The organism is Thiomicrorhabdus sp. (genome assembly GCF_041583835.1).
GTDB lineage: Bacteria > Pseudomonadota > Gammaproteobacteria > Thiomicrospirales > Thiomicrospiraceae > Thiomicrorhabdus.
In genome coordinates this window covers 1-12,784 of the sequence record NZ_JBFHFC010000036.1, presented here as the reverse complement: position 1 = coordinate 12,784, position 12,784 = coordinate 1, and the positions used below count along the sequence as shown (strand labels likewise).

The following is a 12,784-nucleotide window of genomic DNA, read 5'->3' as shown; positions in this document are numbered from 1 at the left end:
GCATAACGTTCTAGGTCTTCTGATGATAGCTTTAGAACTTTTTTGGCTTTAGAGAGAGTTGCTTTATCATGAACTTCCCCTATTTCATTCATTTCAGCTGTTCGCTTTTCTAAATTTTGGCCTATATTCTGTGTTGCTTCAGACATATGTTCTAAAGCGGAGCACATGTCAAGATTTAAAGTTTCAAAAGCCTCTAGGTAATCTAAAAAGCCATAATCATCATCATTTTCTTCTTCGTTGACAATAAGATCGGCTTTCTTTTCGGTTGTAAATAACACGGATGTTTCAGTATTTAGTTTTTGAGCCCATTTTTGGGCTAGAGCACTCAAATGAGATCGTAAAGTGCTTTCAAAGTCATTTTCAGTATCGAACTCCCAATATAATCCTCCACGTTCACCAAGTCGGGATTTAAAATCTTGTAATTTAGATAGTTGGTAAGAATCTATTTTAGATGGCGATAATGGCGCATCTTTAAAGTATATAAGTATTTCAATAGAGTCAGGATCATCTTTGAATTTAGAGTAAGCGGTTTCAAATTCTTCTATTGTTCCTGAGTCTGCTTTTTTAGTTTCGGTACCTATTCGTCCCCAAAAAATTCCAATAAATACATCATAGTTATTGCGAATTTGTTTATTGATAACTTCTTGGGGGTAGTTCCCGAAGCCCGGAACAACATCAGTTTCCCAACGAATTAATTCTAAACGTAAATTTAGAGTTCTACTCCAGCTCCTGTTCAACTCATGGATTATTGATTCCAGGATTTCTCTTTCTGCTAAGACATCTCCTGGCGATGCTACGAATACTTGTAATACTACTTCTTGTCTTGCCATAAATATTCAACATTCTCAAAGGGTAATTTATAAAGAATAGTATTTAGCTCTTTTGTGGTAAACATTTGATATTTCCATCTCTTACAGCTTTTTCGAATTTGACTGCATGAAAAATAAATCGTTGAGCGTTATTAGGAAATATATCAATAATTAAGAAAGTATCATGTAATTTTTTTAGATGCAGAGCTTGCGGGCCATAAAGCTCTTTTTTAAGTGCTTTTCTGAGTTTTCGTATTGGTTCGTCGGGTTTTTTTTCTTTAGCTTCTGTTAGCAATCGTTCAAGTCGTTTGTTACGACCTTGCCCCATACAGTTTTCTCTAATGTAGTTGCATGCCGCACTTTTGAATATCTCTGATGAAAAAATTAAAGAGAACTTTTGACTATCAGTTGAATTAGAAAAATTATTAAGTGCATCACTTAGGGAATCACTTGAAATTAGACTCCTAAAAAATTCAATAAAACCATCTATAGCTTCACCTGCGGATACTTTCTTTTCAGGTGCGAGTAAACCGAATATTGGGCATGCTTTTTTTATGCTGGAAGATTTGAATGAATGAGCCGCCTCACAGGCACCACTAGAAAAAAAAAGGTTATTTTGGGCTAAAATATTTATTTCACGAAAGTGGCCGAAAATTTCAGACCATTCTATTCTTGAGTTGTCTAGTAACTTCAATTCTTTTTTTGTTGAATGCCCTTCAATATGAATGTATGGAATTTCTTTTTTTTCTTTGACTCTTTGCTTAAGTTTGTTAAGGATTTGTAAAAAGTCTGTTTTATTTTGGCATCTATATTTCTCGCAAAAAAGATCAGAACTTTCTATATTGATAAAGTCACGTAAATTATTATAAAGTTGAATACCTGTTTGTAGTTCATTTTCGGGTACAAAGTCAAAAATTATGAACCCGTGGGCTTTAAATCCAATTTTTCTCATAATTTTCAATTTAATTGGTATGGTAATCAGGCCTAAGATTATCTAGTTATACCATATTTAAGCTAATTTATAGCTTGGAATACGGAACTACACAGTTTTCGAGGTTTTGAATCATCTTTTAACTCTTATCGCGCGCGCACCGAGAAGCTGTCGGTTGCTTTGAGTTTGGTGACGTTCGGGTTCGGGGTGTTGTGGTCGATCAGCCAGGCGAGTTCGTCTTGCAGGTCGGAATCGTCGATCACTTTCTGCCAGACGCGTTCGCCGACATTCCAGCGGTATCCGCGGCTGCGCAGGTCGTCTTTGATATCGAACGGTGCGCCGGTGGCTTTAATGAGCGATTTGCTGACACGTACCGCTTTCAATAAAAAGTGGAATGCCGGTTTCTGAGCATCGGAAATCGGCATCGACAGCAGTTGGGTCAAAGCCTGTACGTCGTCCAGCGCGCGGTGAGCGCCGTAGAAGAACTGACCGATTTTCCAGCATAAAAATTCCTGACTGCGTGAACCGACATCGGCCAGATTCAACCAGTCGATTTGCATCACCGAGCAACCCCAGATTTTATTCACGAAGGTTTCGCTGTAACGCTCCACCACCGGGCGGTCGAATCCGGCATTGTGCGCCACGCACAGTTGCACGTCCGCCAGTTCCTGTTCTATTTGTTGCCACGGAATGCTGTGGCCTTTGACGTCTTCCATAGTCAGCCCGGTCACTTGGGTGACTTCGGGTGTGATTTCGCCTTTGGGTTCATTCAGGAAGTTCTGTGCCGACAGCACTCGGTAAAAATGGCCTTCGGAATCGAACTCGACAATCTGGTAACCCAATTCGATGATCTCGCAAACGTCGGTATCCAAGCCCGTGGTTTCGGTATCGATGATGCAGACCTTGTGTGTGGTCGCGGCCGGATTGGGCACGTTGAATTGGTTGAGCGGTTGCAGTTTGCGCAAGACTTGATAGTCGTCAGACTGTTGCAGTTGTTGGGCGCATTGTTCCAGATTAAGGGTGTTTGAGTTCATAAAGTTCCCGACGGAAAGTTAAATTTAAAGAGTGTAATGCGAAGATTTTAACAGAGCGAAAAATCAATCGGGGTGCGAATGTGGGTTTTGTCGAGTCGGGCGCCAAAATTTGAGGCGATGGGTTTGACGAATCCAGAAACACAGCCAGAGAAAGTGCAGGTGTTGCAGCCAGTTAAGTTCCAGTTCACATGCGCATTCCAGACGCAGCAGCTTGCCTTTGGCGATTGATTTGCAGAGTGTCAGCCGAGTGTTGTCGGGGGCGTTTTGTAATTTGTCTTTCAATATTGGCTGCCAGTATAGCGCAAGCTGACGCGGCAGATAACCAAGCAGGTAACCGTCTTCCGGCTGCGGATTAACCATGATTTGCATGGCGTGAGAATCGTGCGCATTGACCGGTTCCAGTTTGAATTGCAGGGTTTGTCCCACAAACAACAGTCCTTGTTGAAAGGCCTGGTCGGCAGAATAGTAATAGCTGCCTTTGATGGGAAAACGGTACTGGCGGCGCAATGGCTAACCCGGCTCTGGTATTGTGTTGTGCGTCAATTGCAACAAGTCGAGTTGTTCGTCGGACAGTTCGATTTCGATCGGCTCGCCGTTGATCGGGCAGGTGAATTGCAAACGGTAAGCGGTCAGTTGCAGGTCGGGGCGTTGCTCGATACGCAACGCTGCATCGAGGCTTTCGTCACCGTATAAACGGTCGCCGACAATCGGAAAACCGGCCTGCGAAAGATGTTTGCGGATCTGGTGTTTACGTCCGCTTTCGATGGTGACCCGAACTTGCGAGATATTGCGGTCGGGTTCGTACTGCAGACGTTGCACATGGGTGGTCGCCGGTTTGTCGTCGATCGGCGTACGGTAGCTTTGGACTTCGGCAGGAAATTCGCCGTGAACGATCGCCTGATACTGTTTGTGGATTTGATGTTGTTCAAATAGGTGTGTCAGGGTTTGTGCCAGCTTTTTAGTGTGCGCCAGAATCTGCAAACCGGCGGTGGCGCGATCCAGTCGGTGCGTGATCCAGGCCTGACGCGGAGCGGTTTCGTTTTCCGCCCGATAGTTCATTTCCACCCAGCGGTAGAGTGCAGTGTGGTCGCCCCATTTGGAACCTTGCGACAACATGCCGCGCGGTTTGAACCAGATACTGTATTGCTGTTGATCCAGCATTAACGTCGGAGCGGTCGCATCCTCCTGCAAAACGGCGGGATTGTAATAGAGTTCGATGAGGTCGCCGACATTCAGGTTCTTTTTGACGCGACGCAGTCTGGCAGGTTTCTGTTTGCCTTGCGTCAGCCACACCGCGCCTTTGCTGAAACAGGCTTTAAGTTCCGCTTTGGACAGTCCTGTGCATTCCGCCAGTGCGTCGATTGCACTTTGCGCGGTTGTGACCGGATGTTTGAAATGTTGGGCTGTCGGCATAAGATCCTGCTGTCGTTTTGCTGCGGTACACATTGTAAGGAGGAATGGCTTGCATTCTAAGCCACCTGAACGGATAAAGGAACACGCAGCCATAATCGTATTCAGAATGGCGATGGTGTAAATGCATTAAAAAGCGCGGATTAGGCGTTTTATTTTGTCTGGAAAATCTATAATATCCCTTCAAGCGGCGCTCGGCTTTCGGCCTGTTTTCAAGCGTTGGATTTTAGTTATACGCGAGACTGTGATTTGTTAAAAAGACTGCTGAAAACACCGACTGCAAACACTTTCTCTGCCGGAGAGCATACTCTGCCGATCGTTAAAACCGCGCGTAAGAAATCGATTGCGCTGAAACACACGGCCGAGGGCGTTGAACTGCACGTACCGCGTCATTTGTCGGAACGTGCGCTGCACAAACTTTTACAGCATCATTCCCAATGGATTGCCCGTAAAGTGAATACTTTGCAATCCCGACCGCTTGGCGGTTTTAAGGCGCAGCCGGGCCAGACGGTGCTGTTTCACGGCGAAGCCTACGGTTTGCAGTTTAGCGAACACGCTTTAGCCGACCGAGGCGAGTTAAATCAGCCAACAAAATCCCGTAGACGTCGTCCATCGACACTGCCGTGTCGTTTGCAGGACGGTTGTTTTTGGGTGGGCGGTCTTTCGGAAGGAATGCAGCCGGAGTCTGAAACCGTTCAGGCGAAGATCAAGCTTTCGATTCAACAGTGGTTTATCGAACAGAGCCATGCTTACATTGAACCGCAACTGGAAATTTACGCGCGGCAAATCGGTGTACAGGCTAAAAGCGTGACCGTCAAAACCTATAAATCTCGTTGGGGCAGTTGTTACCCCGACGGCCGTATTCAGTTCAATTGGAAGCTGATGCAGGCGCCGAGCTGGGTGGTGGATTATGTGATCGTGCATGAGTTATGCCATCTGGTTCACGCTAATCACTCGCCTGACTTCTGGCAATTGGTGGAACGTCATTACCCGCAAACACCGCAGGCCAAACGCTGGATAAAACAGCACGGCGGGCAATTGATTCAATTTTTAAGTTAAGATCGCTTGGGTGTTTTGCTATGCTGAACCACTTGTTAGCACCACATTTTCAATAGAAGAGATATTGGGATTTTTATGTCCGTGATTCACCTCACCGCCAACAGCCGTTTGACCCAAACCTTGAAACAACAGGCGCTTGCCCGCCAAACGCAGACGGTGATCGTGACCCCGCAAGTGATGACGATGGGGCAATGGTGGCTGCAATGGGAGCAGGCTTGTCTGCTGCGCGGCGAATTGGCGCAGGGCGACCTGTCCGGCAAAATTCTTTCCGCATTCGAGGCACAGTTGGTTTGGGAACAGGTGCTTGAGCAGGAAATCGAACAGCGTACCGACGAACAGGGACAGCCTTTGACGTTGTTGAATCCGTCGAGTACCGCCAAACAACTTCACCAGGCCTGGTCGTTATGGATGGAATGGTTGACCGACGAACAGCGTGACGAGGTCTTGGATCTGCATTTCCATTCCGAAGAGGTCGAACTGTTCAAAAGCGGCGTGCAACGTTATCAAGCGATTTTAGCCGAACACGGCTGGCAGGACGAAGTGTTGCATCAACAGAAACGTCTGCAGTGGTTGGCGGACGGCAAAGGGCGTTTGCCGCAAACATTCCGCTTGCACGGATTCGACGAAATCACGCCGTTGATGAAACGCTGGCAATCGATTGTCGAACAACGCGGCAGTCAGGTAACGGTTCAGGCCGACACCGAGATGGAAGCCGTTCCCCAAGTTTCGCTCTATACGGCGCGCGACCCGTTGGACGAGGTGCAACAAGTGGCGAGCTGGTGTGTGCAACAGTGGCTCGATCTGCAACAGACTAAACCGGTTCATAGCGTCAAAATCGGCGTGATCGCGCCTAATCTGGCGGACTACAAAGCGGCCTTGAGCAGTGCTTTGGACGAACAGTTGGCATTGGCCAAACAGCAATGGCTGCATCTACAAAGCACGAAAACCCACACTCTCTACAATCTGTCTCTCGGTGTTTCCCTGCGCGAAGTGCCGTTGGTCAAAAATGCACTTCAATCCCTTAAATTGTTTCTACAGCCCAAACGCACTTGCGCTTACAGTGAGTGGAGCGAGTGGTTGATTTCTCCTTATACCGCTGAAAACGCCTTGCAGAGACAGCAGTCCGATGCCGGTTTACGACGTCTGCAATGGACCAGTTTCAAATGGCCGACCTTGTTGGCGGCGGAAGCGGGCGACAAACTGCCGAAAGGGCTGAAAAAGCGACTTCAACAGTGGCAAAAACAGATCGAAAGCCAATCGGGCGGTTCACTTACGGTCGTCGAATTCGTCGATTTGGCGGAAGCGTGTTTGCAGACGTTGGGGTGGGCGAGTTATCGCGAACTGAATAGTGACGAATATCAGCAGAAGCAGGCGTTCGGAGACGTACTCGGCCGCTTCCGTAGTTTGACCGCGACTCAGGGTAAACAGACTTTGAGCGAATGGCTGTCCGTGTTGAACCGTTATGTCGGCGAAACCTTGCACCAGTCGCAAAGCCGGGGTTTGCAGCCGATTCAGATTATGGGGATGCTCGAGGCCGGCGGACAGCAGTTCGATGCACTTTGGATCATGGGCTTGACCGACGAAGCCTGGCCGAGAATGCCGAACCCGAATCCGTTTCTGCCGGTGCCGTTGCAGCGTACTTATAAATTGCCGCGTTGCGATGCTCAGCGCGAGTTGGAGTACGCCCGACAGGTCACGCAGCGTCTGTATGCCGCCGCACCGGTTCAGGTGTGGAGTTACGCCAAATATCTGGGCGAGGCCGAGTTGTTGAGCAGTCCGTTGTTGGAGTCGAAACTTTTTGAACAGGCATCCTCTTATGCGCGCGCCGATTATCAAACCTTGGCGAGCGTCAACTTTACTCAACGCAGCGACTTGGTGTGGGAGCTGGATAATCGCGGTCCGGAAATTCCTGCGGGCAGTCATGCGCCCGGCGGAACCGGAATCTTGCAGGCGCAAAGTAAATGTCCATTGATGGCGTTCATGGATTTCCGTTTGGGCGCACGCAACAATCTACAAGAGGTTGAAGACGGACTGCAAAGTACCAATCAGGGAACCTTGATTCACGAGGTTCTGGAACATTTCTGGCAAGAGACCAAAACCCAAGCCAATCTGTTCACGCTGAGCGACGAAGAGATTCAACAGCGTTTGACCGATTTGATCGAAAGCAGTTTTGCCGAACTGAAAAACGCGTTCGACGAACATTATCTGGCGTTGGAACAGGCACGTATTCTCGAATTGCTATTGCAATGGATGGAAGTGGAAAAACAGCGCCCGTCGTTTGCGGTGGAGGAGACCGAACGCGAAACCTTGATTCAACTCGCAGGCATCGAGTTTAAAGTCATTATCGACCGCATCGATCAGGTCAACGGCGAGAAAGTGATTTTGGATTATAAAACCGGTAAAGCCAGTGTCGGCGACTTGTTGAAAAGCCCGATCAAGGCGCCGCAGTTGGCGGTGTATCTGCATACCATGGACGAAGCGGTGGCCGGAATCGGTTATGCGTTGCTGCATTCCGACGACGGCGTGAGCCTGAATGCACTGGCGGCCGAGGACGAGGTGTTGAGTGGCGGGCGTTCGGTGAAGGTGTTTGCGAAAATGGCCGAGAAAGAGGGCAGTGATTTTTACGAGGTGCAGTGGCCGGACTTTTTAGACAGTCTGCGACAGGAGGTATTGGATTTGGCGCATTTGATTCAACAGGGCGTGGCGGACATGCGTTTCGATAAACCGGTGGATGTGGCCTATGCCGCGAGTCTGTTGGCGTTGAGATTGCCGGAAGTGGAGATGCAGTTGGCGCAAGCCGGAATCAGTGCGGAGGAGTTCGAATGAGCCGTTCGGATTACGAAGAGTACGCCGCCATGCAAGCGGACTTGTTTGGTGATGCCGAGCCTCAGGTCGAAAGCGTTATGACACCGGCGACCCCACCAAGTTTACAAACTCTGTTCGGTTTGCAGCCGGACGAGAAATTAACCGATGGCGGTGCTCGTTTCGAAGCCATCAATCCGTTTGCTTCATTCATCGTTCAGGCTCCCGCGGGTTCCGGTAAGACCGCTTTGCTGACCCAACGTTTTCTGGCGTTGTTGTCGCAGGTCGACCAGCCTGAAAAGATCGTCGCCATGACGTTCACCAAAAAAGCCGCCGCCGAGATGCGCGAACGTATCATCGGTGCATTGAAACTTGGTTTGCACACAAGTTTGTCCGACGACGCCTCTCTATATGAAATCAATACCTGGAAACTGGCGCGTAAAGCATTGCAGCGCGATTCCGAACAGGCCTGGTCGCTTTTGGAGAATCCGAATCGTCTGAGAATCAAGACCATTGACGGCATGAACGGCTTTCTGGTCGGGCAGATGCCGTTACTGTCCAAGATGGGGGCGCAGCCTCAGGTGTCTCAGAAGGCCGATCCGCATTATTTGGAAGCCGCGCGTTTGGCGCTGAAAGATCCGAATTGCAACGAAGCGATGGCGAGTCTGCTGCGTTTGGTGAACGGCCGTTATAACCGTGCCGAAGCGCTGTTGGTGAACATGCTCAAAAAACGCGATCAGTGGATGGGCAGTTTATTGTCGATGCAGGGCGAAAATGCGCGGGAAGCGTTGGAATATGCGTTAAGTCTGATTGTCGAGCAGGAGCTGGAAACGCAGTTGGCGCACTTGAAAGCGGTGATGCCATTGTTGTCCGAAGCCTGCGAAATTGCCGATTTTGCGGTGCAGAACGAGCAGGAAGGGTTACAGCCTTTGTGCGGTTGGAATTTGAGAGGCGAGATCGAAGACTTCGAAAAATGGCGGATTCTCGCCGACTGGCTGCTGACTAAAGACAATAAGAGCGTTCGCAAGTCGGTGACCAAAAATAACGGTTTTCCGGCCGGAAAAGGCGAAGCCAAAGACAATAAAGATCGATTCCTGAACGTATTGGCCGGGTTGCGCGAAGCGCCGCAGTCGCAGCAGATTCTGCAAAGTCTGGTGGTGCTTAAGGGATTGCCCGATCCGCAGTACACTCAGGAGCAGTGGGACAATTTACAGTGGTTGATTCAATTGTTGACCATGGCGGCAGGTTATCTGAAAGTGGTGTTCCGTTCGCAGGGACAGGCCGATTTCATTGAAGTGGCGCAGGCGGCGAGTCAGGCTCTGGGCACCGAATTGGAACCGACCGAGTTGGCGCAGCAATTGGATTATCAGATTAATCACCTGTTGGTGGACGAATTTCAGGATACCAGTAGCGAGCAGTATGCTTTGATCAGCAAGTTGGTATCGGGCTGGCAGGAAGGTGACGGCCGGACGATGTTTATCGTCGGTGACCCGATGCAGTCGATCTACCGTTTCCGTGAGGCGGAAGTCGGAAACTTTCTTAAGGCCTGGAAGGGCAAGATCGGTGAAGTCAGTCTGAGACCGTTGAATCTGGTGGTGAACTTCCGTTCGAGTCAGTCCGTGGTCGAATGGGTGAACGGCACTTTCAAGAAGGTGTTTCCGAAGCAAGATAATATCGAAACCGGGGCGGTACGTTACAGCGAAGCGGAGGCGTTTTCCGAATGTAACGATCCCGCTGTTTACACGCACTGGACGTTGAATCAGTCGGCGCAGAGCGAAGCGGTTGAAGTGGTTCAGCTTATCAGGCAGCGATTGACGGATTTGCAGGATCAGCCCGAAAAGAAGATTGCGTTGTTGGGACGCACGCGTTCCAGTCTGATGATGATTGCGAGCCTGTTGAAACAGCAGGAGATCGGTTTCAGGGCGGTGGAATTGGAGTCGTTACAGGCCAGACAGGAGATTCAGGATTGTTTGGCGTTGAGCCGCGCTTTATTGCATCTGGCGGATCGGCCTGCGTGGATTGCGTTGTTGCGTTCGCCGTTGGTCGGTTTATCGTTAAACGATTTGCACGCGCTGTTAGGCGATGATTTTTACCGTCCGGTTTGGGATTTGATTCAAGCGGAACGTTGGTCGGACAGTTCGCTCAGCGAGATTGGACAACAGCGTTTGCAAACGGTTCTACCTGTGTTGCAGGAAGTGATAAGACGATTGGGAAGTCTGCCGTTTTCGGTGGTGGTGCGCGAATGTTGGTTGCAGCTGGATGGGGCTCAAACCGTCGAAAACGCGACGGCGTTGGATAATGTCGAGGTTTTCTGGCAGACGTTGGCTCTGGTCGACAGTGAGGAGTTGAACGCTCAGAAACTCGACGACCTGATTGAAACCCTTTATGCCAGTCCGGATGCGTCGCCTCAGAGTCAGCAGATTGAATTGATGACCATGCACAAATCCAAAGGGTTGGAATTCGATACCGTGATTTTACCGGGCTTGGGGCGCAAACCGCGCGCCAACGACAAGGAACTGGTTTCCTGGTTGCAGTTTTTAGGGCCGGTTGCCGATTCCTCGGATGCGATGCGCGAGTGGTTGGTGATTGCACCGTTGGATCAACGCGGTCAAGGCGATTCGCTTTTGGCAGGCCTGTTGAAACGCTTCGAACAGGAAAAAGCCGATTACGAGCTGGCGAGATTGCTGTACGTCGCGGCGACGCGTGCCAAGATGCAATTGCATTTGTACGGTTCTTTGTCGTATCAGATTTCCGAAAAGGCCGATAAGGTGATTGCTCCGGTAAAAGGCAGTTTGCTCGAGCCGTTATGGTGTTGCATCGGCGCTGAATTCGAGCAACTGGCGGCGGCTTTTGACGAAGCCGAAGCGTTATTGGAGATCGAACCGATTCTGCCTAAAGTCAGTCGTTTACCGTTGGAACGCAATACTTTGCTGGCGCAGTTGGATTTTCAACCGTTCAAAGCCGAAAGCGGTGCGGCAGTGCCGCCGGACGCGAGCGTTGCCGAAATGGTTTCCGAGTTGGAAGAAAGTACGGCTGAGCGTTTTAGCGAGGTGGGCAGCGATCAGGCTTTGTTGAATACCACGGTCGGTAATCTGGTGCATGCGGTGTTTGAATTGATGGCACAGGACGATGTTCGTCAATGGTCGCAAGCCGAACTGGAAAACAGAAGCGATTTTTATCTGCAATGGCTCAAGCAGGAAGGTCTGCAAGGCGCGTTGTTGCAGGAGGCGCATCGACGGGTGATGGTGTCATTGAGTCATGCTTTGGCCAACGAAAAGGTCCGTTGGGCGTTACAGGGGGATCATCGGGATTCTCAAACCGAATATCCTCTGACCTCGTTGGAAGAGGTTGCGGTGGCGAATCATATCGTTGACCGTACTTTCGTGGACGAGGCGGGAACGCGCTGGATCGTCGATTACAAAACCAGTTTCTTCGAGGGAGGCGCTGATAAGGTCGAAGCCTTTATCGAAAAGCAGGTGGCGCACTATCAACCTCAGCTGGCACGTTACGGCGCTTTATTCGATGTGTTGGATGCGGAGACGTCCGGTTCCCAATCAAGACCGCAGAAGTGGGTGCTGTATTTCAGTTATCTGGATCGCTGGATTGAATTGAACTAGTCGAATTGAATTTAATTAAACGGGTTTTGTTTTAAATCCAAATCAAAAATTCAGTTCACTGATTTGGTTTGGCGTTCGCTGATTTAAAAGGACGGATCGTTATCCGTCCTGATTCGCTCGATTTCGAAGGGCTTAGAAGTCTATATCCAATTCAATCGCATTGATTTGCGACGTATTCTTTACCAATGTCTCAAACTCGCTCAGAGGAACAGGGCGGCTGAATAGGTAGCCTTGGTAGACATAGCATTGGTTTTGATTGAGGAACTCTTTCTGTTCGTAAGTTTCGACCCCTTCCGCGATGACTTCCAGTTTTAAGGTGTTGGACATGGCGATGATGGTTTTAACGATGATCGCATCGTCGGTATCGTCCGGCAGGTCGCGAATGAAAGATTGATCGATTTTAAGCTGAGACAACGGCAGACGTTTTAAGTTGGACAGCGACGAGTGGCCGGTTCCGAAATCGTCCATGGAGAAACGTACGCCGATGTCGCGCAAGGCGTTCATGGTCAGAATGGTTTTCTCGATGTCTTTGACGACCACCGATTCGGTCAGTTCCAACTTCAAATGGTTAGGGTTCGCGCCGGTTTGTGTCAGGGTGTGTTTAACCTTGTCGACAAATTCGTTTTCGGCGAACTGCTTGGCACTGACGTTAACGGCCAGTTTGATATGGCGTAGCACTTCGTCGGAACGCCATTTAACCAAGGTTTCACAAGCGTTTTTGATCACCCAGTCCCCGATCGGAATAATCAAGCCGGATTCCTCTGCCATCGGAATGAATTCTGCCGGAGAGATAAAGCCTTTTTGAGGGTGATTCCAACGGATTAAAGCCTCGGCGTAAATAATTTCCGAATGTTGGCTGACTTGCGGCTGGTAGTAAAGTTCAAATTGTTCGTCATCGATTGCATCCCGCAGGTCGTTTTGCAGACTGGCAAGTTGCTCGACGTTAATTTGCATTTGCGGGTCGAAGAAACGCACCGTGTTACGACCGTGTTTTTTGGCTTGATACATCGCCAGATCGGCATGCATTAACACTTCATCCGAGTGGTTGTGTTTGCAGTGGATGATTTCCACACCGATACTCGGGCTGGTGTGATGGTTCTGTTCTTCTATGCTGAAAGGGGG

Annotated in this window: 9 protein-coding genes; 3 read left to right on the top strand and 6 right to left on the bottom strand. The window is 49.4% G+C overall.

Annotated elements, in window-relative coordinates:
- From ABY044_RS11940 to ABY044_RS11920, 5 genes are all read right to left on the bottom strand, one after another.
- On the bottom strand, positions 1-830 hold an 830-nt coding region (locus ABY044_RS11940; protein ID WP_373020947.1), incomplete at its 3' end, for a hypothetical protein.
- 43 nt (positions 831-873) lie between these two features.
- Positions 874-1,761: a hypothetical protein gene (locus ABY044_RS11935; RefSeq protein ID WP_373020945.1), complete on the bottom strand. Its 888-nt coding sequence runs from the start codon at positions 1,759-1,761 to the stop codon at positions 874-876.
- 125 nt (positions 1,762-1,886) lie between these two features.
- Positions 1,887-2,774 carry a 3'-5' exonuclease gene (locus ABY044_RS11930; RefSeq protein WP_373020943.1) on the bottom strand — a complete coding sequence of 296 codons (888 nt, stop codon included), beginning with the start codon at positions 2,772-2,774 and terminating at the stop codon, positions 1,887-1,889.
- Between the two features lie 63 nt (positions 2,775-2,837).
- A complete protein-coding gene (locus tag ABY044_RS11925; RefSeq protein ID WP_373020941.1) occupies positions 2,838-3,281 on the bottom strand; it encodes an HIRAN domain-containing protein in 444 nt (147 codons plus the stop codon).
- A gap of 3 nt (positions 3,282-3,284) precedes the next feature.
- On the bottom strand, positions 3,285-4,187 hold the full coding sequence (locus ABY044_RS11920) for an RluA family pseudouridine synthase (RefSeq protein WP_373020939.1): 903 nt from the start codon (positions 4,185-4,187) through the stop codon (positions 3,285-3,287).
- Positions 4,188-4,433: 246 nt separating this feature from the next.
- Between ABY044_RS11920 and ABY044_RS11915 the strand changes: the two genes are divergently transcribed.
- The 3 genes from ABY044_RS11915 (at position 4,434) to ABY044_RS11905 (ending at position 11,662) form a co-directional block, all read left to right on the top strand.
- The gene (locus tag ABY044_RS11915) at positions 4,434-5,243 is read left to right on the top strand and encodes a M48 family metallopeptidase (RefSeq protein WP_373020937.1); all 810 of its coding nucleotides are present in this window, start codon (positions 4,434-4,436) and stop codon (positions 5,241-5,243) included.
- Between the two features lie 75 nt (positions 5,244-5,318).
- On the top strand, positions 5,319-8,069 hold the full coding sequence (locus ABY044_RS11910) for a PD-(D/E)XK nuclease family protein (protein WP_373020935.1): 2,751 nt from the start codon (positions 5,319-5,321) through the stop codon (positions 8,067-8,069).
- Entirely contained in the window at positions 8,066-11,662 is a 3,597-nt protein-coding gene (locus ABY044_RS11905; protein WP_373020934.1) for a UvrD-helicase domain-containing protein, read from the top strand. The genes ABY044_RS11910 and ABY044_RS11905 overlap by 4 nt, the downstream gene beginning before the upstream one ends.
- Before the next feature lie 132 nt (positions 11,663-11,794).
- On the opposite strand, the gene ABY044_RS11900 is transcribed toward ABY044_RS11905, so the two are convergent.
- Positions 11,795-12,784: putative bifunctional diguanylate cyclase/phosphodiesterase (locus ABY044_RS11900; RefSeq protein WP_373020933.1), on the bottom strand; the 990-nt coding region annotated here is incomplete at its 5' end.

Coding starts and splice junctions, on each gene's coding strand:
- ABY044_RS11935 (WP_373020945.1), bottom strand. CDS start 1,761: ATGAGAAAAATTGGATTTAAAGCCCACGGGTTCATAATTTTTGACTTT.
- ABY044_RS11930 (WP_373020943.1), bottom strand. CDS start 2,774: ATGAACTCAAACACCCTTAATCTGGAACAATGCGCCCAACAACTGCAA.
- ABY044_RS11920 (WP_373020939.1), bottom strand. CDS start 4,187: ATGCCGACAGCCCAACATTTCAAACATCCGGTCACAACCGCGCAAAGT.
- ABY044_RS11910 (WP_373020935.1), top strand. CDS start 5,319: ATGTCCGTGATTCACCTCACCGCCAACAGCCGTTTGACCCAAACCTTG.
- ABY044_RS11905 (WP_373020934.1), top strand. CDS start 8,066: ATGAGCCGTTCGGATTACGAAGAGTACGCCGCCATGCAAGCGGACTTG.